This window comes from uncultured Sphingomonas sp. (assembly GCF_902806265.1).
Taxonomy (GTDB): Bacteria; Pseudomonadota; Alphaproteobacteria; order Sphingomonadales; family Sphingomonadaceae; genus Sphingomicrobium.
Genome location: NZ_CADCVZ010000034.1, coordinates 1 through 23,223, shown reverse-complemented (window position 1 = coordinate 23,223; position 23,223 = coordinate 1). Strand labels below are relative to the sequence as shown.

At 68.1% G+C, this 23,223-nt stretch carries 19 protein-coding genes and 1 tRNA gene; 11 read left to right on the top strand and 9 right to left on the bottom strand.

What is annotated here, in order from left to right:
• Positions 1 to 18 precede the first annotated feature (18 nt).
• Positions 19 to 1,515, bottom strand: a complete 1,497-nt coding sequence (locus QZX62_RS07830) for an HAD family hydrolase (RefSeq protein WP_294173456.1) — start codon at positions 1,513 to 1,515, stop codon at positions 19 to 21.
• Between the two features lie 292 nt (positions 1,516 to 1,807).
• Here QZX62_RS07830 and QZX62_RS07825 point away from each other — a divergent pair, with 292 nt between their 5' ends.
• Genes QZX62_RS07825 through QZX62_RS07815 form a run of 3 tightly spaced genes read left to right on the top strand, consistent with a single transcriptional unit; the run spans position 1,808 to position 8,394 of the window.
• Entirely contained in the window at positions 1,808 to 3,988 is a 2,181-nt protein-coding gene (locus QZX62_RS07825; RefSeq protein WP_294173455.1) for a BamA/TamA family outer membrane protein, read from the top strand.
• Positions 3,989 to 8,233 (top strand): translocation/assembly module TamB domain-containing protein, encoded by a 4,245-nt coding sequence (locus QZX62_RS07820; protein WP_294173454.1) that lies wholly within the window; start codon positions 3,989 to 3,991, stop codon positions 8,231 to 8,233.
• Positions 8,233 to 8,394: a hypothetical protein gene (locus QZX62_RS07815; protein WP_294173453.1), complete on the top strand. Its 162-nt coding sequence runs from the start codon at positions 8,233 to 8,235 to the stop codon at positions 8,392 to 8,394. The genes QZX62_RS07820 and QZX62_RS07815 overlap by 1 nt, the downstream gene beginning before the upstream one ends.
• Here QZX62_RS07815 and QZX62_RS07810 read toward each other — a convergent pair.
• The gene (locus QZX62_RS07810) at positions 8,382 to 8,837 is read right to left on the bottom strand and encodes a DUF2141 domain-containing protein (protein WP_294173451.1); all 456 of its coding nucleotides are present in this window, start codon (positions 8,835 to 8,837) and stop codon (positions 8,382 to 8,384) included. The genes QZX62_RS07815 and QZX62_RS07810 overlap by 13 nt on opposite strands.
• Positions 8,838 to 8,976: 139 nt before the next feature.
• Here QZX62_RS07810 and crtY point away from each other — a divergent pair, with 139 nt between their 5' ends.
• Genes crtY through QZX62_RS07795 form a run of 3 tightly spaced genes read left to right on the top strand, consistent with a single transcriptional unit; the run spans position 8,977 to position 12,529 of the window.
• On the top strand, positions 8,977 to 10,119 hold the full coding sequence (crtY, locus tag QZX62_RS07805; protein WP_294173449.1) for a lycopene beta-cyclase CrtY: 1,143 nt from the start codon (positions 8,977 to 8,979) through the stop codon (positions 10,117 to 10,119).
• A complete protein-coding gene (locus QZX62_RS07800) occupies positions 10,116 to 11,582 on the top strand; it encodes a phytoene desaturase (RefSeq protein WP_294173448.1) in 1,467 nt (488 codons plus the stop codon). The genes crtY and QZX62_RS07800 overlap by 4 nt, the downstream gene beginning before the upstream one ends.
• On the top strand, positions 11,579 to 12,529 hold the full coding sequence (locus QZX62_RS07795) for a phytoene/squalene synthase family protein (protein WP_294173446.1): 951 nt from the start codon (positions 11,579 to 11,581) through the stop codon (positions 12,527 to 12,529). Before QZX62_RS07800 ends, QZX62_RS07795 begins: the two co-directional genes overlap by 4 nt.
• Here QZX62_RS07795 and QZX62_RS07790 read toward each other — a convergent pair.
• The 3 genes from QZX62_RS07790 to QZX62_RS07780 form a co-directional block, all read right to left on the bottom strand.
• A complete protein-coding gene (locus tag QZX62_RS07790) occupies positions 12,468 to 13,010 on the bottom strand; it encodes a sterol desaturase family protein (RefSeq protein ID WP_294173445.1) in 543 nt (180 codons plus the stop codon). The genes QZX62_RS07795 and QZX62_RS07790 overlap by 62 nt on opposite strands.
• Positions 13,011 to 13,120: 110 nt before the next feature.
• Positions 13,121 to 13,399: a hypothetical protein gene (locus tag QZX62_RS07785; protein ID WP_294169958.1), complete on the bottom strand. Its 279-nt coding sequence runs from the start codon at positions 13,397 to 13,399 to the stop codon at positions 13,121 to 13,123.
• A 21-nt stretch (positions 13,400 to 13,420) separates the two neighbouring features.
• On the bottom strand, positions 13,421 to 13,927 hold the full coding sequence (locus tag QZX62_RS07780) for a DNA-deoxyinosine glycosylase (protein WP_294173442.1): 507 nt from the start codon (positions 13,925 to 13,927) through the stop codon (positions 13,421 to 13,423).
• Positions 13,928 to 14,051: 124 nt separating this feature from the next.
• Here QZX62_RS07780 and QZX62_RS07775 point away from each other — a divergent pair, with 124 nt between their 5' ends.
• Entirely contained in the window at positions 14,052 to 15,218 is a 1,167-nt protein-coding gene (locus tag QZX62_RS07775) for a glycosyltransferase family 1 protein (RefSeq protein ID WP_294173439.1), read from the top strand.
• Positions 15,219 to 15,300: 82 nt separating this feature from the next.
• On the opposite strand, the gene QZX62_RS07770 is transcribed toward QZX62_RS07775, so the two are convergent.
• Complete coding sequence (locus QZX62_RS07770) at positions 15,301 to 15,921, bottom strand: PadR family transcriptional regulator (RefSeq protein ID WP_294173438.1); 621 nt, start codon at positions 15,919 to 15,921, stop codon at positions 15,301 to 15,303.
• Between the two features lie 95 nt (positions 15,922 to 16,016).
• On the opposite strand from QZX62_RS07770, the gene QZX62_RS07765 reads away from it, so the two are divergent.
• From QZX62_RS07765 to QZX62_RS07750, 4 genes are all read left to right on the top strand, one after another.
• Positions 16,017 to 17,336 (top strand): replication-associated recombination protein A, encoded by a 1,320-nt coding sequence (locus QZX62_RS07765; RefSeq protein WP_294173437.1) that lies wholly within the window; start codon positions 16,017 to 16,019, stop codon positions 17,334 to 17,336.
• Between the two features lie 25 nt (positions 17,337 to 17,361).
• On the top strand, positions 17,362 to 18,678 hold the full coding sequence (locus QZX62_RS07760) for a mechanosensitive ion channel (RefSeq protein ID WP_294173436.1): 1,317 nt from the start codon (positions 17,362 to 17,364) through the stop codon (positions 18,676 to 18,678).
• On the top strand, positions 18,675 to 19,529 hold the full coding sequence (locus QZX62_RS07755) for a hypothetical protein (RefSeq protein WP_294173434.1): 855 nt from the start codon (positions 18,675 to 18,677) through the stop codon (positions 19,527 to 19,529). The genes QZX62_RS07760 and QZX62_RS07755 overlap by 4 nt, the downstream gene beginning before the upstream one ends.
• A gap of 17 nt (positions 19,530 to 19,546) precedes the next feature.
• Positions 19,547 to 19,622, top strand: a tRNA-Thr gene (locus QZX62_RS07750).
• A gap of 222 nt (positions 19,623 to 19,844) precedes the next feature.
• Here QZX62_RS07750 and QZX62_RS07745 read toward each other — a convergent pair.
• From QZX62_RS07745 to QZX62_RS07735, 3 genes are read right to left on the bottom strand one after another with little or no spacing between them, the layout of a single operon-like run.
• Positions 19,845 to 21,479, bottom strand: coding sequence for a recombinase family protein (locus QZX62_RS07745; RefSeq protein WP_294173432.1), 1,635 nt, complete (start codon positions 21,477 to 21,479; stop codon positions 19,845 to 19,847).
• Positions 21,472 to 21,933, bottom strand: coding sequence for a DUF2924 domain-containing protein (locus tag QZX62_RS07740; protein ID WP_294173428.1), 462 nt, complete (start codon positions 21,931 to 21,933; stop codon positions 21,472 to 21,474). The genes QZX62_RS07745 and QZX62_RS07740 overlap by 8 nt, the downstream gene beginning before the upstream one ends.
• Positions 21,926 to 22,243: a DUF3489 domain-containing protein gene (locus tag QZX62_RS07735; RefSeq protein WP_294173427.1), complete on the bottom strand. Its 318-nt coding sequence runs from the start codon at positions 22,241 to 22,243 to the stop codon at positions 21,926 to 21,928. Before QZX62_RS07735 ends, QZX62_RS07740 begins: the two co-directional genes overlap by 8 nt.
• Positions 22,244 to 23,223: the final 980 nt, after the last annotated feature.

The following is a 23,223-nucleotide window of genomic DNA, read 5'->3' as shown; positions in this document are numbered from 1 at the left end:
CTCGAGCGCTACGGCGCTTCATTCAGCCGAGTTCAGCGGCGCTCCACAATGATCCGGCGGCAAGTCCGCAATGGGCCGCAGCGGCACCAAGCGCGGAGCGAACGACAGCAGATCCTTCGCAGCCCGCAGCCCGGCATAGGCGAAGATCAGGCCGGCTTGCCAGGTCAGCAGGAATTCGGTGCCGGCGCCGATCGCCACTCCCCCCGCGAGCAGCAGCAGCAGCATCAGGCAATTCAGGTGATTGGGTACCTCGCGCCGAGTGCCGCCGAAGCGATAGATCACGTACGGGATCCAGCGCGACAGGCCATGCGCGACGCAGAACAAGACGCCGATGACGGTGGTCGGGAAGATCACCGCGTACCCGAGTACCCTGCCAACCTGCAGGCCGAGCATCGGCACGATCCGGCCCTGCGGCTCAATCACGTTCTGCCAGCGGAACAGCAGCCGCATCCCGACCAGGAAAACGACAAAAGCGATCCACACGTCCAGGAAGCCGATGAACCCGGTTCCCACGGCCGTGGGAACCCAGGTCGCCTGGTGCCAGGACAGCAGGCTGGCGACCCCGGCGAGCAGGATCGCGCTCGTCCAGGCGAAAGCAGGGCTGAAATTCTTGCCGAGCAGGTGGTAGTTCGCTGACACCTTCGGTTTGCGCTCGAGCAGGAGGCCGAGCCGGTCGTTTTCGTGATAACCGGTCTCGTAAGCGGTAAAGAAGCTCAGCACGAACAGCAGGAGCGCGAGGCTGGTCGTGACCGGCTGCGAACTCACCAGGGCGTAGGCGAGCAGAAGAACGGGAAGGTCGTGCCCCAAGATGGCGTTGCGTAGATAATTCTCGTCCGGCCGTTTGACGCGCTGCAGGTAAACGAACGGCATCAATGGCTTGAGGCCGGCCTGCTCGTAGTGCGCCTCCGGCCACTGGACGAGAAACGGCTTGGCGCTTGCTTGCAGCAGGTCGCGGTCGGCGTCGCTATCGGTGATCACCAATGCCCGGGCCAGCGGCTCGGGCCCGACGTGCCGGCGAAGGGCGCTCGCTTTGCCCTCCTTGCGCAAGGCGGCCCCGCTGCGAAAGCTGCCGCTCTCGCGCAGCTGCAGGCGCGGGTCGATGGCGCCGAGCAGCGGTTCAACGATCTCCCGAAAACCGAAGCTGACCAGCAAGTACCAGCCCTGCCGCCGCTCGATTGCATCCAGCAGCGGCCGGTTGACGTAGCGCGGGCCGAGCTCGGCCGCATTGCGGCGCCATAGCCATAGCGACCATGGCGCGACGATCATCACCGCCAGCACGCGGATCCAGTCGCGATAATGGTTCGGGCTGCCGCGCTGAAACAAGCGCCACGGCTTGATCATGCCGAGCACCTGCAGGACGATCGCCGCCAGGAAGCGCGGCCGAACGCTGTTCAGGAACTCCTCGGTCGAGTTGCGCAGCCACAATGTCTCGTCGAAATCGACGACCACTAGCTCGGACGTCGGATGCTCGTCCAGCGCGTGGAAGAAAGAGCCAGGCTCTTCGGTCGCGGGCATCGGTGACGCACAGGGAGCCTCGTCCGTGCTACTGGCCGGCAACTCTTCAGACTCACGGCAATTTCCGCGGGTGGAAGCTTCATGGTGCATCAAGGGTAACAAAGCTCCGGTCCGCGTAGTGCGCGCGTTCAACGTGTTACTAGACGATGTTCTCCAACGTTTCGAGGCCCCGGTCCGGTCCGCCACCGCTGGCTTGGACCAGTTCGGCTGTCGCGGGAAGCGGGTGACAAACGTCTTCGGCTGCGCCACAAGCGGCTGGAACCTAATGGTTGGGCACGGCTGGATTGTTGGCGTGAAGTGGGTTGGCTTGCCGATGTTCGTTTCCGACCCGTACTTCGTCCGGCGACCTTGGCGGCGGTTATCCGCCCTGATGCTAGGCAGCGCGCTGGCGCTGGCGCCCGCCGGACCGGCGTGGGCGCAGCAAACGGGAACGGCGCCGGCGGTGGTGCCGCCCGCCCCTGACAGTGCCGACCTGCCTCAAGTGCCGCCGGTCATTACGGACCAGGAAATCGCCACGGAAGTTCCGCCGCTCGGGCCCGACGACCCTGCCCTCCAAGGCCCACTCGAGAGCGTGGAGGAGTTCGAGCGGCGCCTGATCGCGGGACAGCCGGGCGCGGCAACGCCAAGTACCGACCCCGAGCTGGGCCAGCCCCTGCCGCCCTTGAACCAATTCGATGTCCGGGAGGTGGAGCTAGCCGAGCCCGACCCGGGCGAGGGTCCGGTGGAGCTGCGCTATGCTACCAGGGTCGAAGGGCTGCAGGCGGCTGACGCGGCAACGGAGACGGACCTCAACGCCCAGTTCCGCTCCTTGTCCGCGCTTCGCGAAGGCGATGGGGAGGCGGCCAACGAGGCGATGCTGTCCGCCCGGCTGACGGAGGACAGCAAGCTCATCGAGCGGATCCTCCATTCCGAAGGCTGGTACGACGCGCGGATCGAGACGCGGATCGACCGGTCGGACGCGGCGGACGGCCAGCCGGTCACCGCGGTGCTGCTGGTCGTGCCGGGCGAGCGCTACCGCCTCGGCAGCATCGCCGTGCAGGCCGGGTCGACCGTACCGCCGGCGCTGATCAACGAGAATCTCGCGCTGGAGGTCGGCGAGCCGATCGTCGCGCAGCGCATCCAGGGTGCGGAGGCCAATGTCGCGCTGGTCCTGCCGCAGCAGGGCTACCCGTTTGCGGAGGTCGGCCAGCGGGACGTGCTGCTCGACCAGGAAACGCACCTTGGCGACTACACGCTGCCGATCACATTGGGACCTCGGGCGCGGTTCGGCGGGTTCCGAACCACCGGCGAGCAGGCGTTCGGCGTGGACCATGTCGCCACCCTCGCCCGCTTCGACCGGGGCGAGCTGTACGACAGCCGCGACGTTGACGATCTGCGCCAGGCGCTGGTCGCCACCGGGCTGTTCTCCACCGTATCCGCCGTCCCAGAACGCACCGGGCGGGTCCTGGCCGACGGCACGGAAGAGGTCACCATGCTGGTCACCCAGGACGCCGCGCCGCCGCGGACGCTGGCCGCCAGCGCCGGCTACGGCACCGGGGAAGGCTTCCGCGTCGAAGGCAGCTGGACCCACCGCAACCTGTTTCCGCCCGAGGGGGCACTGATCGCTACTGCCGTGCTCGGCAGCCGCCAGCAGGGCGCCAGCCTCGCCTTTCGCCGCTCCAATGCCGGCAAGCGCGACCGCACCTTTCAGGTCGGGCTGGAGGCGCTGCGCAGCCGCTACGAAGCGTTCGATGCGCTGACCGGCCGCCTTTACACGCGGCTGAGCTACGACAGCACGCCCATTTGGCGGAAGACCTTCACCTGGGCGGTCGGCGCGGAGATCCTCGGCACGGTCGAGGAGGACTACAACTTCGCATTGGGCGAGCGCGACAAGCGGCGCTTCGGCATTGCCAGCCTGATCGGCCAGGTCGGATTCGACCGGACGGACAGCCTGCTCAATCCCACCCGCGGGTTCCGCGCCGCCATCCTGGCCCAGCCCGAGGGCGCGCTCAGCGACGGCTTCCGGCCCTACTTCCGCAGCCAGTTCGACGCGAGCGCCTACTATCCGGTGGGCGACAGCTTCGTGGTCGCCGGCCGCACCCGCGTCGGCACCACTCTGGGCATCGACCGGTTCGAGCTGGCGCCCTCCCGCCGCTTCTACGCAGGCGGCGGCGGCTCCGTACGTGGCTATGGCTATCAGCAGCTCGGGCCCAAGGACCCGGACGACCGGCCGCTCGGCGGGTTGAGCCTGACGGAGGCCGCGGCCGAAGTCCGCTACCGCTTCGGCGATTTCGGCGTGGTCGGCTTCGTCGATGCGGGCCAGGTCTATGAGGAGCGGGTGCCGAACTTTCGCAACATGCGGCTGGGGATCGGCGTGGGCGGGCGCTACTACACCAACTTCGGCCCGCTGCGCGTCGACATCGCCACCCCACTCGGCCGCGCGAAGGGCGAGAGTCGCTTCAACGTCTACGTCTCGATCGGCCAGGCTTTCTAGGTGAGCGAGGCCGTCGCCCAGCCCGGCGAAGTGCCGGGGCAAGAAACGGTGATGGTTCGCCAGCGCCGTAACTGGCCGGCGACGATTGCCAAGTGGATCGGCGGACTGCTGCTCGGCCTTTTGGTGCTGGCCGGGTTGCTGGTGGTGGGCATCGATACCGACCCCGGACGGCGGTTCGTCGTTGATCGGGTCGAGGCTCTCGAGTTCGCCAACGGGATGAAGATCGGGGTCGGGCGGATCGACGGCTCGCTCTACGGCGACATGACCGTCCGCGGCCTGACCCTGTCCGATCCAAAGGGCGTGTTCCTATCCGCGCCGTTGGTCCGGCTCGATTGGCGGCCGTTCGACTATCTCGACAACCACCTCGACATCCGCAGCCTCCACGCGCCCACCGCCGCCCTGGCGCGCTTGCCCGAGTTCCGCGCGACGCCGCCTAGCGACGCCCCGCTGCTGCCCGACCTCGACATCACGGTCGGCCGGCTGAAGGTCGACCGGTTGATCCTCGAGCGGCCGGTCACCGGCGAGCGGCGGGTCGCTTCCATCGACGGCCGGGCCCGCATCGCCGACCGGAGGGCGCAGGTAGCGCTGCAGGCGGCGGCGATCGGCGGCGAAGGCCGGCCCGGCGGCGACCGCGTCGCCCTGACCCTGGACGCCGTGCCCGAGGCGAACCGGCTCGGCCTCAACCTGTTCCTGAACGCACCGCGGAACGGGGTGGTAGCACGGCTGACGGGGCTGACCGCGCCGCTCCGTCTGCAGGTGAACGGAAGCGGGGTCTGGCAGCGCTGGGACGGACGGCTGCTGGCCGACCTGAACAACAGCGCCTTCGCCCGGCTGCAGCTCAGCGCCCGCAACGGCACCTTTGGAGTGCGCGGGCCCACGCGGGTGGCGCGGCTGGTCGAAGGACCCACGGCCGCGCTGCTTGGGCCGATTACCAACATCGCGCTCCAATCCACCTGGGAAAACCGCCGCGCCGACCTCAATGCCCGGCTCAGCAGCGACGCCTTCACCCTGGTCGGCAACGGCGTCGCCGATCTCGGCCGCAATCGCTTCGACGACCTCCGGCTCAACTTCGCCCTGCTGAAGCCCGGCGCGCTCGCCCCCAACCTCGCCGGCCGCGACCTCCGCGCGCTGGTCACCCTCGACGGCGAACTGCGCCGCCCGACCGTCGACTACCGCTTGACCGCCACTACCCTCGCCTTCAACGATACAGGCGTGCAGGGCCTCGATGCCCGCGGCGTCGCCCGCTTCGACCGCGATCACATCACCGTGCCAGTCACCGCCCGGGCGCGGGCGATCACCGGGCTCGACGTCGCGGCAGGCGGGACCATCAGGGACGTCCGGCTGGACGGCGATCTCGCGGTGGATTGGCCGCGGATCGTGTCGGACAACCTCCGCCTACGTTCCGACCGGATCGACGCCAGGCTGATCGTGCTCGCCGACGTCGCCCGCGGCCTCTACACCGGCGCGGTCGACGGCCGCGTCAACAACTACCGCGTGAATAGCGTCGGCGTATTCAACATCGACACGCAGGCCGACGTCAAGACACTGGCCAACGGCGGCTTCGGCCTGGTCGGCCGGGTCCGCGCTCAATCCACCCGGCTGTTCAACGAGGGGGTGCGCGAGTTCCTGGGCGGCAACCTGATCGCCTCCAGCGATGTCGCCTACGGTCAGGACGGCGTGATCCGCTTCTCGCGCCTCCGCCTGACGGCACCGCAGCTAAGGGTAACCGACGGGCGCGGCAGCTACTCGCCCGACGGTCGCATCGACCTTCGGGCCAGCGGCGTTTCGCGCCAGTACGGCCCGGTCGCGGTGCAGGTCGGCGGCACCGCCTCCAGCCCGCAGGCGACCGTCACCGCCACCCGCCCAGGCTTCGGCCTTGGCATCGCGGGCTTGCGCGCACAGATCCGCAGCCGCGGGAATGCCTACGACGTGGTGGCCAGCGGCAACAGCCAATACGGCCGCTTCACCGCGGACGTCGCGGTCCTGGCTGGCGGCGGTCCCCTGACCTTCGACGTTCGCCGCGCAACGCTTGCCGGGATCAACTTCCGCGGCCGCATCCGCCAGTCGCCCGCCGGCCCCTACCTCGGCCAGCTGACCGCCAGCGGCCAGGGCCTCGCGGGCCTGGTCCGCCTCGGCAGCGTCGGCCGCTTCCAGTCGGCCGTCGTCAACCTGCGCGCCAGCAACACGGTCCTGCCCCCGCCCGTCAACGTCGCGGTGGGCAGCGCGATCGTCGACGCCCGGGTGGTCCTCTACGACCGGCCGGAGGTCGTCGCCGACGTGCAGCTGGCCCAGGCGCGGCTTGGGACCACCGACCTCAACGCGCTCCGTGCCCAGGTCAACTACCAGGGCGGCAGCGGCTTCGCCCGCTTGATCGCGGAAGGCACTTCGGGCGTGCCCTTCCGGTTCGCGGTGAACAGCGAACTCACGCCCGACCTGTGGCGGGCCGCGCTGCGCGGCCGGCTCAGCGGCGTTGACATCCAGACCGCCTCGCCCGCGCGGATCGTCCCGCGGGGCGGCAGCTACGAGCTCCTCCCCACCCGCCTGACCTTCGACCGTGGCAACGTGCGCCTGGCGGGCACCTACGGCAGCGGCCAGCTTCGCCTGCAGAGCCGCATCGACAGCCTCGACATGGAGCTGCTCAACGCCCTCGTCCCCGGCCTTGGCCTCGACGGCACGGCGACCGGCAGCATCGACTTCGCCCAAACTGGGCAGGCGCTGCCCCTAATCGATACGCGGCTCGCCATCCGCGGCTTCACCCGCACCACCGCCGCCTCGGTCAGCCGCCCGCTCGACGTCAACCTGGTCGGCCAGCTCCAGCCCGGTGGCGGCGACCTCCGCGCAGTGATGCGCACTCGCGGCACGGTTGTGGGCCGGGTCCAAGCGGCGGTCCTTCCGCTCGGCCCCGGCGCGGGTAGCTGGACCGAGCGGCTGTCGGGCGCTCCGATCCGCGGTGGCATCCGCTACATCGGTCCGGCCGACGCGCTGTTCTCGCTTGCTGGCCTGGCCGACCAGAGCCTGGCCGGCCCGTTGGGCGTCGCCGCCGACTTCAGCGGCCGGGTGTCGCGCCCGCAGCTGGCAGGGATTATCCGGGGCCGCGGCCTGACCTACAGCAACGCCACTTACGGCACCCGGCTGACCGACATGACCCTGGCCGGCCGCTTCACCGGTGAGCGGTTGCAGATCGACCAGCTGAACGCCCGAGCGGGGGGCGGCACGGTGACCGGCAACGGCTTCGTCAGCTTGGCCGCGGCCAGCGGCTATCCGGCCCAGTTCGAACTCGCGCTCAACAACGCCCGGCTGGCGGACAGCGAGGCCCTGCGCGCCACCGCCACCGGCCAAGTCCGGTTGGTCAAGGCAGCCAACCAGTCGCCGGTGCTGAGCGGGACCGTGCGCCTGCCCGCCACCCGCTACCGGATCATTCGCCAGGGTTCGGCCGAGGTGCCGGTGCTGACCGGCGTGCGCTTCAAACCGCCGCGGGGGCCCGCGCGGGTGACCGGCGACGCACCCCCACCCACCGACTCGGGCTTCGGGGATGTCACGCTCGACCTCAACATCGTGGCTCCGGGCGAGCTGTACGTGACCGGCATGGGCCTGGAGTCCGAGTGGCGCGCCAACCTCGCCGTGTCCGGCACCAGCCAGAATCCACGGGTCGCCGGCACCGTCGACCTGGTCCGCGGCACGCTTGGCTTCGCCGGCCGATCGTTCGACCTGCAGGAAGGGCGCATCCGGTTCAACGGGGGTCCGACCACTGACGCTATCGTCGCCCTCAGCGCCACAGAGACGATCGAGGACGTGGAAGTGTCGGTCAACGTCACAGGTGCCGCGCTCGATCCGCGAATCACCTTTTCCAGCTCGCCTGGCTTGCCGCAGGACGAGATCGTATCGCGGATCCTGTTCGGCAGCTCGGTCGGCAACCTGTCGGCGATCCAGGCGGTGCAGCTGGCTGCGTCCCTGAACACGCTGCGCGGCACCGGCGGCGGGCTCAACCCGCTCGGCAAGCTCCGCGCGGCCACCGGCTTCGACCGGCTGCGCGTGCTTGGGCCCGACGACACGCAAGGCCGCGGCGCCGCGCTGGCCGCTGGCAAGTACATCGGCGACAACATCTACCTGGAGGTGGTCACCGACGCCCGCGGCTTCACCGCCACCCAGCTGGAGATTACCCTTAGCCGCGTCTTGTCGGTGCTCAGCCAGGTCGGCGGGTCGGGCACCAGCAACGTCAACGTGCGCTACCGCAAGACCTACTGATGCGCGCCGTCCTGCCCCTCATCCTGCTGCTCGGCGCGTGCCGGGAGGAGCCGAGCTTCGACGAACGCTACAGCGACACCGCCAACGCGATCGAGGAGCGCGCCGCCAACCTCGACGCCGAACTCAACGAGGCCGAAGCCCGCAACGATCAGAGCACGTAGCGCATCCGCACCGTCTGCGCGCTCGCGCCCGGCGCGAGGTTGAAGCGTACTTCGTTGAGCCGCGGCGGGCGCATGTGGATCGCCGGGTTGTTGGAAAAGCCGAACCCTTCCCGGGGAATGCCCAGCGTCATGTCGAGCTTGCCGTTGCCATTCTCGTCATGGATCACCAGCAGCGCGTAGTTCCCCGGGCGGAGCTTGGCCAGGGACAGCTGAGCGGCCTTGGCGGCCGGCACATTCAGTGTCGCCGCACCAGTCTCCTTGCACTCCATGAAGCGCGCGGACGATTGGGTCAGGCACACCCGCACCACCCCTTTGCCGCTGCGCAGGCCGGCCAGGTTGACGCTGAGGTCCGCGGCCGGCGGCGGCGCGGCGCCGGCCAGCCCCAGCATCACCCCCGCCAGCATCAGCCCACGGCCAAGCTTGTCCCACATCATCTGTTCCATTCCCCACTTCCCCTTGGTCCCAGATTGATGTGCTTAAGCGGAGAAGATTGCCAGTAGCTTGACGCGCATCAGCCCGCAGCGGCGGCACGGCCTGGCTTAGCCCTCGCCTCCCGCCTTGCTAGCCGCTAGCAGCGCTCCCATGCCGCGCGAGCGCTTCGACCTGTTGATCCTCGGCGGCGGGCTGGCGGGCGGGCTGTGCGCGCTGGCCCTGGCTCAGCGGCGACCGGAGCTGACCGTCGGCATCGTTGAGCCGAGCGAGCGGCTGGGCGGCAACCACCTCTGGTCCTTCTTCGAAAGCGACGTGGCGCCGCGCGACCGCGCGATCGTGGAGCCGCTCGTCGTTCACCGCTGGCCGGGTTACCGGGTCGACTTTCCCGAGCATGGCCGGCGGCTCAATCAAGCCTACCGCTCAATCGAGAGCGAGCGGCTGGACCAGGTCGTTTGCGCCACCCTGTCGCCTGAACGCATCGTCCGTGCCGCCGCTGTCGGAGTCACGGCCACGTCCGCGACCCTCGACAGCGGCGAAGTGCTGACCGCCCGTGCCGTGCTCGACGCCCGTGGCGGCAAGGCGGAGGGGCTGAAGCTCGGCTGGCAGAAGTTTCTCGGCCAGCTGCTGCACATCCCCCAGGGCCACGGCCTCGCCGAGCCGGTCGTCATGGACGCGGCAGTCGATCAGTCCGACGGCTACCGCTTCGTCTACTGCCTGCCGTTCAGCCCCACCGAGTTGTTCGTCGAGGACACCTACTACACCGACGGGCCGGAACTCGACGAGGAGCGGCTCCGCGACAACATCGGCGACTACGCTGCACAGCGCGGCTGGCAGATCGCCCGCCGCAGCCGCGAGGAGACCGGCCAGCTCCCGGTCCTCACCGGCGGCGACTTCGAGCGCTTCTGGCCTGCGGATGATTCGGTGGCCCGCGCCGGCGCCCGCGGCGGCTTTTTTCATCCCCTGACCAGCTACTCGCTGCCCGACGCGGTTCGCTTCGCCTCCTGGCTAGCGGATGAATTGCCGCTCGACCGGCTGGCGGAGGCCACGCGTGAACGCGCCCGCGAACATTGGCGGCACGGCTGGTACGAGCGCTTTCTCGCGCGAATGCTGTTCCGCGCGGCCAAGCCGCCGCAACGGTATCGCGTGCTGCAGCGCTTCTACCGCCTCCCCGAACCCTTGATCGCCCGCTTCTACGCTGGACGAAGTTCAGTAGCAGACCGCATACGCATCTTGGCCGGCAAGCCCCCCGTCCCCATCTCGCGGGCCTTGGCCGTACTGAAGGAAGAACATTGAAAAGCGCGATCGTCATCGGTGCCGGCTTCGGCGGTCTCGCCCTTGCCATCCGCCTGCAGTCCGCGGGAGTCCAGACCACGATCGTGGAAGCGCGCGACAAGCCCGGCGGCCGCGCGTATGTTTGGGAACGCGACGGCCATGTATTCGACGCGGGCCCGACCGTGATTACCGATCCCGACTGCCTCGCGCGGCTGTGGCAACTGTCCGGGCAGAACATCGCGGACGACGTCGACCTGGTTCCGGTTACCCCCTTCTACCGGCTCGACTGGCCGGATGGGACGGTGTTCGACTACACCAACGACGATGAGCAGCTCCGCGCCTCGATCGAGAAGCTGAACCCGCGCGATTGGGAGGGCTACAAGCGCTTTCTCACCTATTCCGCGGGCGTATTCGAGGAAGGCTATCGCAAGCTCGGCACCAAGGCGTTCGAGAGCCCCCTCGACATGCTCAAGGCCGCCCCTGCGCTGGCCCGCTACCAGGCCTGGCGCTCGGTCTACTCGATCGTCGCCGGCTATGTGGAGGACGAGCACCTCCGCCAGGCGCTGAGCTTCCACACGCTGCTGGTCGGCGGCAATCCGCTGACCTGCTCGTCCATCTACGCGCTCATCCACAAGCTCGAGCGCGACGGCGGCGTGTGGTTCGCCAAGGGCGGTACCAACAAGCTGATCGCCGGCATGGTGCGCCTGTTCGAGCGGCTGGGCGGCGAGCTTCGGCTGGCCGATCCGGTGGTCGCGATCGAGACCGAGGGCGAGCGCGCCCGCGCCGTCCGTACCCGCTCGGGCTGGCATGGGACAGCCGACGCGGTCGCCTCAAACGGCGACATCATTCACAGCTACGGCCTTTTGGAAGGCAGCAAGCGCGGCCCGGCCCAGGTCCGCAGCCTGAAGCGCAAGCGCTATTCGCCCAGCCTGTTCGTGCTGCACTTCGGGCTGGAGGGCACCTTCCCCGGCATCCCCCACCACACCATCCTGTTCGGTCCGCGCTACCAGGAGCTGCTGGGCGACATCTACAAGCGCGGGGAGCTGGCGGCGGACCCGGCGCTCTACCTCCATCACCCTACGGTGACCGACCCCAGCATGGCGCCCGAAGGCTGCTCCACCTTCTACGCCCTCGCGCCGGTGCCCAACATGGGCCAGGAGAAGATCGACTGGGACCGCGACGGCGAGCGTTACGCCGAGGTGATCCTCGATGTGCTGGAGGAGCGGCTGATCCCCGACATCCGCCAGCGCATCCGCACCCGCTTCCACTACGCGCCGACCGATTTCGGCCGCGACCTTGGCGCGCACCTCGGCTCGGCCTTCAGCCTGGAACCGGTGCTGTGGCAGAGCGCCTGGTTCCGCACCCACAACCGCGACGACAAGATCCGCAACTTGTACTTCGTCGGCGCGGGCACGCATCCGGGCGCCGGCATTCCGGGCGTGGTCGGCAGCGCGGAGGCCACCGCGGGATTGATGCTCGCGTGAGTTCTGCGGACGAGCGGGCACGGCTGGTCGAGGCCGCGCTGGCGAGCATCTCGGTCGGCTCCAAAAGCTTCCGCTTCGCCAGCCAGCTGTTCGATCAGCAGACACGCGAGCGGAGCTGGCTGCTCTATGCCTGGTGCCGCGCCTGCGACGATGTGACGGACGGGCAGACCCTCGGCCACGATGCGGCTGCCCCCGACAACCCCGGCGAGCGCATCGCCTTCCTCAAGGACCGCACCGCTCAGGCCTTGTCGGACGAACCGACCGGCGTCGTCCCCTTTGAAGCGCTCCGCACCGTCGCCCGCGAGTGCGCCATCCCCTCACAAATCGCCGACGACCACCTCGCCGGCTTCGAACGCGACGCCGCGGGCTGGCGGCCGGAGACGGAGGACGAGCTGCTCTCCTATTGCTACCAGGTGGCGGGCGCGGTTGGGGTGATGATGGCCCATGTCATGGGCGTCGCCCCAGGCGACACGGACACGCTGGACCGGGCCGCCGACCTCGGCATCGCCTTTCAGCTTGCCAACATCGCTCGCGACATCGTGGAGGACGCCCGGGTCGGCCGCGTCTACCTGCCGGCCGAGTGGCTCGAAGCGGAGGACCTGACCGGTGCCGACCTCACCGACCGCAAGCATCGGCCCGCCCTGGCCCGCATGACCCGCCACCTGTCGGAAACCGCCGACCGCTACCGCCATTCGGCCCGAACCGGCGCCGCCCGCCTGCCGTTCCGCAGCCGCTGGGCGGTGCTGTCCGCATCGGGGATCTACGGCGAGGTCGCGACCCGCGCTGCGGCGCTGGGCGAGCGGGCGTGGGACAGCCGGATCACCACCTCCAAGGCGGAGAAGGCGGCGCTGGTGATGGAAGCTTTTTGGGAAGCGGTGTGGCCGGTCAGACCTTCTCCGCGCGGCGGTCTGTGGACTCGTCCTCGCTCCGCCCCCGCGGCGCCCTGACATCGGCCTTGCCGCTCCTGGATAGCTGCCGCTTCAGCCGATCCACCGGCGGCGCGTAGATGAAGCCGAAGCTTACCGCCCCTTCCCGCCCTTGCGAAACATGGTGCAGCTTGTGCGCCTGCACGATCCGCTTGAAATAAGGCGAGCGCGGCACGATCCGGTGGGCCAGGCGGCTGTGCACGATCACGTCATGGAAGCCGAAGTAGACTACGCCGTAGGCCGCAATACCCGCGCCGACCCACACCGTCCACTCACCCCAACCGAGGCTCAGGCCGCCGTAGATCAGCAGAACGGACGGCACCGCAAAGACCGCCGCGTAGAGGTCATTCCACTCGAACCAGCCCGAGCGCTCGCTATGGTGGCTGCGGTGCAGCGACCACCCGAGCCGCGAGTGCATCACCCAGCGGTGCATGGCGTAGGCGAACGCCTCCATGCCCAAGAGGGTGAGCAGGAACAGGGCGATGCCGGCGATGGTGGGCATGGGGCGGATATAGTGTCTTGCAGTCCGGACGCCATCCCGGCGTGGGCCGGATCCCAGATGCAAAAGCGCGCAGGTCGCATGGGATCCCGGCCTCCGCCGGGATGACGATCCTAGCCCTGCTCGCTCAGAAACCGCATCAGCTCGGCAAGCGTGCTCTCCATCTGGTCCTGCATCTGGCTGACCAGCTCATTCTCGCGCATGCCTTCATGGTCGAGCGGCTTGGAATAGCTCTCGCTGAACGCCTTGAGGTCGCTGGCGTCGAACACGCCGCGGGCGACCAGCTTGGCGAGGATCACCAGCAATCCGTTGGTGTTGGCGATGGTGCCCGCGACCAGCGCTTCGTCGACCATGGACAGGCTGGGGGGCGGCTCGATGGTGCTGTCTACCATGTTCGCGAGGTGGGCTGCGGCTCAAGACCTGTCAATCACCAGGGGCTTAAGCGCGGCCCAGCGTTCGGCCTTGGCGGCGAACGGCAGGGTCAGCGCCGGGCTGGACGAGGGCAGGTCCACCAGCGTCAAAGACGTGATGCCAAGTTCGCGCCGGCCGAGCCGCGCGGCGGTGCCGCCGTTGAAGGCGACGGCGCGAAGCTCAGGCAGGGTCTCGACCAGCGTCGGCAAGGGATTGGCGGCGATCGCCCGCATCGCGCCGTCCAGGCTGCCCTTGCGCTCCGCACTCGCCACCGTGTCCCACAGCCCCACGCCGCGGCTCAGCAACCGGTCGAGGCGCACGGGGTACGGCAACGCCTCCAGCGGTTCCTCAAGCACCGTTTCGAGCAAGCGCCAGAACTGGTTGCGCGGGTGCGCGTAATAGCGCTCCGCCGCCAGCGACGCCTCGCCTGGCAGACTGCCCAGGACTAGCACGCGCACGCCCGCGTCCACCACCGGCGGCAGGCAGGACTTGGCGGCGGAGGAACCCACCCCATCTCCCTGCCATGACCCGCCTCCTACGCCTAGCTGCGGTTGCCGCGCTGGCTGTCCTTCTCCGGCGCAGCAGCAGCGGCCAAGTGGAAAGACGCCGCGGACCCCGCTAGACCGCGCCGTCATGGACGCGTCCGACCTCCGCATCGCCCTCATCTCGGGCAACTACAATTACGTGCGCGACGGGTCGAACCAAGCGCTTAACCGGCTGGTCGGCTACCTGCTCCGGCAGGGCGCCAAGGTGCGCGTCTATTCGCCGACCATTCCCGAGCCCGCCTTTCCGCCGACGGGCGACCTGGTGTCCGTGCCATCGATTGCCCTGCCCGGCCGCAAGGAATACCGTTCGCCGCTGGCGCTCACTCCCGGGGTCCGCCGCGACCTTGCCGACTTCGCGCCGAACCTCGTGCACATCGCCAGCCCGGATGTCGTGTCGCATCGCGCCGTGACCTGGGCCCGGCGCCGCGGCATTCCCTCGATCGCCTCCGTCCACACCCGCTTTGAGACCTATCTCGCCTATTACCATCTCGAACTGCTCGAGCCGGCGGTCCGCGCCCTGCTGCGCAGGCTGTACCGTCGGTGTGACGCGCTGTTGGTGCCTGCCGAATCGACCGCTGCCGTGCTCCGTGCCCAGCGGATGAACCGCAACATCGCGATCTGGGCGCGCGGCGTCGATCGAGAGCAGTTCAACCCCGGCCGTCGCGATATGGATTGGCGGCGCGGTCTCGGCATCGCCGACGACGAGCTCGCCGTCGCCTTCCTCGGCCGCGTGGTGATGGAGAAGGGCCTTGACGTGTTTGCAGACACCGCCGACGAGCTGACCCGCCGCGGCGTGCGCCACAAGGTGGTGGTGATCGGCGAAGGCCCCGCCCGCCCGTGGTTCGAGGGCCGCCTCCCCGCCGGCATCTTCCTCGGCCACCAGGAAGGCGCCAACCTCGCCCGCGACCTCGCCAGCGCCGACGTGCTGCTCAACCCCTCGATCACCGAAACCTTCGGCAACGTCACGCTTGAGGCGATGGCCTGCAAGCTGCCGGTGATCGCCGCGGAAGCGACGGGCGCCACCAGCCTGATCCGCGATGGCGAGAACGGCGTGCTGGTCGATGCCGGCGACATCGACGGCTTTGCCGACGCACTTCAGGCCTACGCCGAGAGCCCGGCCTTGCGCGAGCGGCACGGTGCCGCCGCGCTAGCCTTCGCCGAGACCCAGGACTGGGACCGCATTAATTCCGCCGTGATCCGCACCTACCGCCGCGCGATCGAGCGACGCGAGCGGCTGGCGCGGATCAGGGGCTGACCGTCACCCCGGCGCAGGCCGGGGTCTCAGGTCCGATGCGCGCCCTACCGGACGGGACCCCGGCCTCCGCCGGGATGACGGCTTACCGCAGCCGCTCGATTCGCTTGGCCGCGTCGTCGAGGATGTCGGTCACCTCGTTCAGCAGCTCCTCGTTCCAGCCCTCATGCGCCACCCGGTTGCGTAGCGCGTGCATCAGGTTGCCGACTGCGCGGCCCAGCTCGGGCCGGCTGGTTTTCCGCCGCGAGGAGCCATGCTCCTCCAGCCGCTCGAACAGCCGCGCGACCTCTTCAGCATTCCCCGCCAGATGCGCGCGTCCCGCCTCCGTCGCTGCGAAGCGCTTGCGCGCGCCCTCGCCCGGCTGCTCCTCGACCAGCCCCTCGTCGGCCAGCAGGCTCAGCGTCGGATAGACCACGCCGGGGCTCGGCGCGTAGTCGCCGTGGGTCAGCTCCTCGATCGCGCGGATGAGGTCGTAGCCGTGCCGCGGCTCGTCGGCGATCAGCTTGAGCAGCACCAGGCGGAGCTCGCCCGAGCCGAACATGCGCCGCCGCCCGCCACGGCCGCGGCCGCTCCAGCCGCCCGGCCCTTCGCCGAACTCGAAATGGAAGTTTCCGCCCGGGCCGAAGCTCCAGCCCCGCGGCCCCACCACAAACAGGCCGCGCGGAAGGCCGCTTTCCCTACCACAACCCCGATGATGCCAACCCATGCTAATCTCCTGCTTGATGCATCGAGATATATCTTAGATGCAGCGAAGCGCAAGATGTCTAGCGTAAAAAGAGGCCCGGGCTTATGGCTCCAGCCATGGCGGACCTCTTCCAGGCCGACGCGCCGGCCGCTCTGCCGGTAGAGGCCGCGCCGCTCGCTGACCGGCTCCGGCCAGCCTCGCTGGGCGAGGTCGTAGGGCAGGAGCATCTCACCGGCCCGGACGGAGCGCTCGGCCGGATGGTCTCCGCGGGCAAGCTCTCCTCGCTGATCCTGTGGGGCCCGCCCGGCACCGGCAAAACCAGCATCGCGCGCCTGCTGGCGGACGCCGTCGGGCTGCAGTTCGTGGCATTGTCCGCGGTCTTCTCGGGAGTGGCCGACCTCAAGAAGGTGTTCGCCCAAGCGCGCGACCATGCCCGGCTCGGCCGCCGCACCTTGCTGTTCGTGGACGAGATCCACCGCTTCAACCGCGCCCAGCAGGACGGTTTCCTCCCCTATGTCGAGGACGGCACCGTTATCCTGGTCGGGGCGACGACCGAGAATCCCAGCTTCGAACTGAATGCCGCTCTGCTGTCCCGCTGTCAGGTGCTGATCCTTCACCGGCTGGACCACGCCGCCCTGTGCAAGCTGCTGGACCGGGCGGAGGTGCTGGTCGGCCGCCCGCTGCCGCTCACGCCGCAAGCGCGCGACGCGCTGGTCGCCAGCGCCGACGGCGACGGCCGCTTCCTCCTCAACCAGGCTGAGACGCTGTTCGACGTCGCGCTGGAAAGCGCGCTCGACCCGGCCGCCCTCGCCGGCTTCCTGCAGCGCCGCGTGGCCGTGTACGACAAGGATCGCGACGGCCATTACAACCTCATCTCCGCGCTTCACAAAAGCATCCGCGGCTCCGACCCTCACGCCGCCCTCTATTATCTGGCGCGCATGCTGACCGCGGGCGAAGAGCCGCTGTTCCTGCTCCGCCGCCTGACCCGCGCCGCGGTCGAGGACATCGGCCTCGCCGACCCGCAGGCGCTGGTGCAGTGCCTTGCCGCCAAGGACGCCTACGACTTCCTCGGTTCACCGGAGGGCGAGCTGGCGATCGTTCAGGCCTGCCTGTATCTCGCCACCGCACCGAAATCGAACGCCGCCTACACCGCGCAAAAGGCCGCCTGGCGCGCCGCCAAGGAAACGGGCTCACTCCAGCCGCCCGCCCACATCCTCAACAAGCCGACCAAGTTGATGAAGGAGCTCGGCTACGGCCAGGGCTACGCCTACGACCATGACACGGCGGACGCCTTTTCCGGCCAGAGCTACTGGCCCGAGCAGATGGCGGCGCAGACCTTCTACGAGCCGGTGGACCGCGGCTTCGAGACCAAGCTGCGCGAACGCCTGCGCTACTGGCAGCAGCTGCGCGAAACCAAAGACCAAGGCGGCGGTTGACGTCGGCACTGAGCAGGAGAGAATCATGTACGACTCGCCGGCGCGCGCCTACTGGCAGGACCAGCTGACCTTGTGGGGACCCAAGGTCCTCGTCGCGCTGATCATCCTGCTGGTCACCTGGATCGTCGCCCGCGCGGTCTCTTGGGCGATCTCCCGCGCCGTGTCGCGCACCCCTGCCCTCCAGAAGCACACGCCCGGCGACCAGCACGAGACCATCGGTCAGCAGCTGGGCACCGTTGCCAAGCTGATCATCTGGCTGGTCGGCATCATGGCCGCGCTTCAGTATCTGCAGCTCGGGCAGATCCTGCAGCCGATTAACGCGCTCACCAACGACATCTTCAACTTCCTGCCGCGGCTGCTCGGCGCGGGGCTGATTTTCTTCGTAGGCCTGATCGTCGCGCGGATCGTCCGGCGGCTGGTGGAAACGCTGCTCACCGCCGCCAACGTCGACGGCTGGATGGCGCGCGCCGGCCTCGGCGATCATCCAAGCACCGTCCGCACCAGCCCCGACGCGGTTCCCCCCGGCACGGCGCCGGGTGCGAGCCGGGCCAGTCTCGCCCGCGCCGCTGGCATACTGGTGTTCGCACTGATCATCATCCCGGTGGCGATCGCCGCGCTGCAGGTACTGCAGATCGAGGCGATCTCCGGCCCGGCGATCAACATGCTGAACCAGATCTCGGCCGCGATCCCGCGGATCCTCACGGCGGCCCTGTGGCTCGGCATCGCCTATGTCGCGGCCAAGTTCGTCAAGTCGATCATCGAGAGCGTGCTTCCGCCGACTGGCTTCGACGACGCGATCCGCTCCACTGGGGTGGTTCCGGCGACCACCGCCCCAAGCCGCGTCGTCGCCAACGTCGCCTTTACCGCCATCATGCTGTTTGCGGCCATCGAGGCCGCTAAGCAGCTTGGCGGCGGCACGGTCGCCATCTTCCTTGCCCAGGTGACCGAGCTCGGCGGCAAGGTGATCTTCGGTACGCTGATCATCGTCGTCGGCATCTTCCTGGCCCGCATCATCTCCAACCTGGTCGGCAGCGGCACGGGCGAGGGCGGCTATGCCCAGAGCTTCGTCCGCTACTCGATCATCGCCTTGTTCGCCTTCGTCGGCCTGAGCTTCATGGACCTCGCCAACGAGATCGTGGTGCTCGCGTTTGGGCTGATCCTGGGCGCGGTGGCAGTCGCGGCAGCACTGGCCTTCGGGCTCGGCGGGCGCGACGCGGCAGCGCGGATCCTCAGCCAATACGCCGACCGCGTGCCCCCGCCCTCCGACACGAACCCGCCGCAGACTCCTCGCCGACTGCAGGGCACCAACTGGGTTCGCGAAGACGAGCCCCCACCCGCTTGAGCGATCGCTTTGCGGCCTACGTCGCGATCGACTGGTCGGGCGCGAAGGGGCGGCGGCACAAGGGCATCGCGATTGCGGAGGCTCGAGGCGAGGCGGCTCCGCGCCTCGTTCGCGCAGACCACCTCTGGTCGCGGGAGGAAGTCGCCGACTGGCTGCTTAGCCAGGCCGCCCGCGAGCCAACCCTGTTCGGCTTCGACTTCAGCTTCGCCCCGCCCTTCGCCGAGCGCGGCGCCTACCTGCCGGGTGAGCTGGACGTTCCGGACAACGCCCGCGACTTCTGGGCCTATGTCGATGCGCAAGCGCCTGACGACGACCTCGGCGCAGCCAGCTTCCTAGAACAGGTGCACCGCCGCCACTTCTACTTCGGCATCGCCGAGGGCGTGAAGGCCGACTTCGTGCGCTTCCGCCAATGCGACGCCCGCCTCAATGCGCAGGGCGGCCGCAAGACCGCGTCCGCCTACGACGCGATCGGCGCGGCGCAGGTCGCCAAGGCGAGCTTCTCCGGCATGCGCCTGCTCCATCGCACCGCGCCCCATGTCGCCATCTGGCCGATGGACCCGCTCCCGCCGCCCGGAGGCAGCGTCGTGGTCGAAATCTACACCCGCATCTACTTGCGAAACGCCGGCCTGCCCGGCACCAAGCTGCGCACCCGCGCCGACTTGGGCCGCGCGCTGGCAGGTCTCGGCAGCCCGCTGACCCGCCTCCGCTTCGAGCCTAACGACCACCAGACCGACGCCCTGGTCACCGCCGCCGGCATGCGCGCCCATGCCCGCAACCCGCGAGCCTTCGCGCCGGAAGGCCTCACGCCGGAGCTCGCCTGGACGGAGGGGTGGACGTTCGGCATCATCTGACGCATGAGCCGCCTAGGGCCGGTTTAGCTCAGCTGGTAGAGCAGCGGTTTTGTAAACCGAAGGTCGCGGGTTCGATCCCTGCAACCGGCACCACGCACTCCAGTCTCTCGCCACCAGGGTAGGCCACAAAGCACGGCTGGCGAATAGTGGCGCAATGTCCGAGGCTTACGCCTGCTGCTGATGCGCTCGCGTGGCCAGAGACCCTCTTGAGGCGCGCTCGCGAAGTGCGATCATGCCCAAAGTCTCCGACCCCCTGAAAAGCTGGCCACGGATGCGATGCACGAACGATGGTGCATCAGCTGCTGATGGTGGGGCTTAGGCGAAGCCAAGCAGCGCGCGCTGGCCTTGCCAGTCGAACGGCAGGTCTGCTGCGCGGAGCAGCCGCCGCCCGCTGAGCGCGGGAGGCTGCCGTCCTTCGATGATGGCGCGGACGATGTCCGGTGCCAGGTAGCTCAGGCGAGCGAGCCGGCTCTGGTGAAGCGGACTGTAGTTTAAGGTAAGTGGATCGGGCTTGCCGGAGAGGAGAGCATCTCGGGCGGCGAACGCATGCATAAGCAGCTTCAGCAGCACGGCATCTGGCTTGCGCGAGCCGTAGCTGCCGTCCGGCGCGATCATCAGCCGGAGGTCTGAACCGCGATCAACGAACTTAGCGTCGACCTCGATCATCATGCGTAATGGCTGTTCTAAGTCGGCGTGCGGAACAGCTAGGCTGATACGGATCTTCCCGGCCCCAAGTTCAACCGCGGCGTTGTGCTGCAGGAGCAGTTCTCGACGCTGCTGCAGCGAGCTCTGCTCAAGCTGCGTTGCCAACGACAGCCGCTCTGCCCTTCCCTCTTCGACCTCGGCAGCCGAGCCATCGCTTGCGGTCGAGTTCTCGCGATGCAACCATCCGACAAGCTGCTCGACCACCACTCGCTCAAGCTCGCCAGCGGGCACTCGGGTCTTGCGATCGTTTGGCAGGTGCTCTCCCCGCCGAGCCCTGCTGACGTAGTAGCGGTAGCGGCGGGTCTCCTTGACTGCGTAGGTCGGCGACATCAGTCGGCCCTTGGCGTCCCGCAGCATGCCGGTGAGCAGGCTGGGCGCCCTCCCCTTTCCAGCAATGCGGCGCTTAACCCGATTGCTCGCGAGGATGGATTGGACTGTCTCCCACAGGGCTCGCGGGACGACCGGCTCGTGCTGGCCAGGGTGGGACACCCCCTTGTGGCGGACCTCGCCGACGTAAACCGGGTTGTTCAGCAGGTGGCTCAAGGGCCCTATGGTGAAGGGGACACCGCCGAACTGCCGTCCATCCTTGAAGGCGCGCAGCTTGGTTCGGATGCCTCGCTCGCTAAGCTCCTCTGTGAGAACTGGCATGGAGCCTAGTGCGGCATAGCGTTCGAAGATGTGCCGCACCGTTGCAGCCTCAGGCTCAGCGATGACCAGCTTGCGATCCTGCACCACGTAGCCAAGCGGCACTGGACCTCCCATCCACATGCCCTTCTTCTTGGATGCAGCCACCTTGTCGCGGATGCGCTCGCCCGTGACCTCCCTCTCGAACTGAGCAAAGCTCAGCAGCACGTTGAGCGTCAGCCGGCCCATGCTCGTGGTGGTGTTGAAGGCTTGAGTGACGCTGACGAACGAGGCACCGGCTCGATCGAGCACCTCGACGATCTTGGCGAAGTCGGCGAGACTACGGGTGAGCCGGTCGACCTTGTAGACGACGATCACGTCGATCTTGCCGGCCTGCACATCAGCCATGAGCTGCTTGAGGCCGGGCCGCTCCATGGTGCCGCCGGAATAGCCCCCATCGTCGTAAAACTCGGGCAGCAGCTGCCAGCCCTCGTGCTTCTGGCTGAGGATGTACGCAGCACAGGCTTCCCGCTGTGCATGGAGGCTGTTGAACTCCTGCTCGAGTCCCTCGTCGGTCGACTTGCGCGTGTAGATGGCGCAACGGCTCGGGCGATCACGCATCGACAGATGCTCGCCTTGGCGGCGGTGCCTTCCGCTTCTTCAGTCCGAAGAAGCGCGGACCTGACCAGCGCGTGCCGGTCACTTCCTGAGCGATCTGCGTCAGGGAGCCGTACCGTCGCCCATCCAGTTCAAAGCCCTTCTCGCAAACAAGCACGTTGAGCGTTCGGCCATTCCAGTCGCGCACCAGCCGCGTGCCCGGCTTGAGGCTCAGCTCATCAGTAGCTTCCAGTGTGCCGGTCCGGACCAGCAAGCGCGTCAGCCGAGCGATGTCGCGGGTAGCAGGTGCTGGCAGACCGCCATGCTGCCGCTCTTGCCATCGATAGGCGATGGCTCGGCCCATCAGGTCAGGACTGATGTCCGGTGCCGCTTGCTTGAAGGTGTCCCGCCAGAGGCAGCGCAGCTCGGCCGGACTCATCCGGCCGAGCGCTTCAATCTTCTGCGCAAGCTTATGCATCGGCTGCGGCTGCCGGGGCTGACTTGCTCGCCAGCCGGTACGTCGTTTCGCCCGACTTGCGCTGCTCCTTGCTCAGGACCGAACCCTTCTTGCGCAGCCCTGAGAGGAACGCTCGTACGCTGTGCGGCTGCCAGGTAGTCGCCTCCTGCATCTCCGCGATGGTGGCGCCCTTGGCCCGGCGAAGCAGCTTCGCAACGCTGTCAGACTTCGATGTGGCAGGCGCCGGTGCGGGCGGATCGCCCGCGCTCATAACGCGAGCAGGCGGTGCAGGCTGATTGGCTGAGTCGGTCGAGTTGTTAAGGTCGGTCATCTTCGGTCTCCATGAGCTCAGGCACGAGATGGCCTGCTCCCACGAGCCGAAGCCCCGAAGATCAGTCGATCGGGGCGATGAGGCCCGCGCCGAGGTGGGCTCGTCTCACAAGGTGACCAACGCTCTGTTCAGGCGTGTAGTCCAGTCCTATCATGCTGATGGCGCGGGGTTTGGGCCTAACCCCGCCGTTGACGTCGTCCCGCGGCAGCCGGGAAGCGGACGCTCGTCCACCGTCGCCTAGTGTCTGCTATTGGTGGGAAGCGGAACGGCTGGTTTCGGATCAGCTGACGCGAATGGCGGACGTTCGTCCGCGCCAAGATTTGAGCGGCTTAGCGCCCATTCCAGCCGCTCGCACCCCGACGCCGAGCTTATAAAGCAGACATCGCGTAACGTACTGCCGTTTAGCCTCCGGCAGGGTAGATGGGGTGTCCGCCTTCGGGGACTGCTAAGATTTTGAAACAACTAGGGTCTGTGGCGAAGCTCTCCGAGTCTACCCACGTTGGTCCCCACAGTCGTTTATGGAACCGGCCGCTGAGTGCGGGCAGTGAGCATCAATCGGAGGGCTCCAGAGAAACCTACGCCATTTACCGCTCACTTACGCGTGTAATATTCCGCGGTGACCGTCGGCGGGTTGCCCAGGTCCCGCTCTGGAAAGCCATCAAGTCTTCAACCGCGTTCCTTGAAAGCGCCACAGGCTTATGCTTCGCGTAGCTGCTAATGAGGTCGATGGCCGCAAGTATAACCACCACTAGGCCAATCAGTCCGCCGATCAGAGTCACGGCTTAACCCCTATCCAAGATAACAGCTGTTACTTAACGTAGAGGCTAGCCTCGGAGATGCGAAATCAAGTGCAATCATGATTGGAATGGATCAGCAAGTGAGGTCCAGGCTACACTATCCCCAAGTAACCTCCTGATAAGCCTAAGTGAGCACGGGGTCGGCATAGGATCGCGGCTCAAGAACGCGTATCGCGACCTCCG

Excerpts from the sequence above, each read along its gene's own strand:
- QZX62_RS07735 (WP_294173427.1), bottom strand. The coding sequence starts at position 22,243 with ATGACCGACCTTAACAACTCGACCGACTCAGCCAATCAGCCTGCACCG.
- QZX62_RS07785 (WP_294169958.1), bottom strand. The coding sequence starts at position 13,399 with ATGGTAGACAGCACCATCGAGCCGCCCCCCAGCCTGTCCATGGTCGAC.
- QZX62_RS07740 (WP_294173428.1), bottom strand. The coding sequence starts at position 21,933 with ATGCATAAGCTTGCGCAGAAGATTGAAGCGCTCGGCCGGATGAGTCCG.
- QZX62_RS07770 (WP_294173438.1), bottom strand. The coding sequence starts at position 15,921 with ATGGGTTGGCATCATCGGGGTTGTGGTAGGGAAAGCGGCCTTCCGCGC.
- QZX62_RS07830 (WP_294173456.1), bottom strand. The coding sequence starts at position 1,515 with ATGCCCGCGACCGAAGAGCCTGGCTCTTTCTTCCACGCGCTGGACGAG.
- crtY (WP_294173449.1), top strand. The coding sequence starts at position 8,977 with ATGCCGCGCGAGCGCTTCGACCTGTTGATCCTCGGCGGCGGGCTGGCG.
- QZX62_RS07815 (WP_294173453.1), top strand. The coding sequence starts at position 8,233 with ATGCGCGCCGTCCTGCCCCTCATCCTGCTGCTCGGCGCGTGCCGGGAG.
- QZX62_RS07790 (WP_294173445.1), bottom strand. The coding sequence starts at position 13,010 with ATGCCCACCATCGCCGGCATCGCCCTGTTCCTGCTCACCCTCTTGGGC.
- QZX62_RS07775 (WP_294173439.1), top strand. The coding sequence starts at position 14,052 with ATGGACGCGTCCGACCTCCGCATCGCCCTCATCTCGGGCAACTACAAT.
- QZX62_RS07765 (WP_294173437.1), top strand. The coding sequence starts at position 16,017 with ATGGCGGACCTCTTCCAGGCCGACGCGCCGGCCGCTCTGCCGGTAGAG.
- QZX62_RS07810 (WP_294173451.1), bottom strand. The coding sequence starts at position 8,837 with ATGGAACAGATGATGTGGGACAAGCTTGGCCGTGGGCTGATGCTGGCG.
- QZX62_RS07745 (WP_294173432.1), bottom strand. The coding sequence starts at position 21,479 with ATGCGTGATCGCCCGAGCCGTTGCGCCATCTACACGCGCAAGTCGACC.
- QZX62_RS07760 (WP_294173436.1), top strand. The coding sequence starts at position 17,362 with ATGTACGACTCGCCGGCGCGCGCCTACTGGCAGGACCAGCTGACCTTG.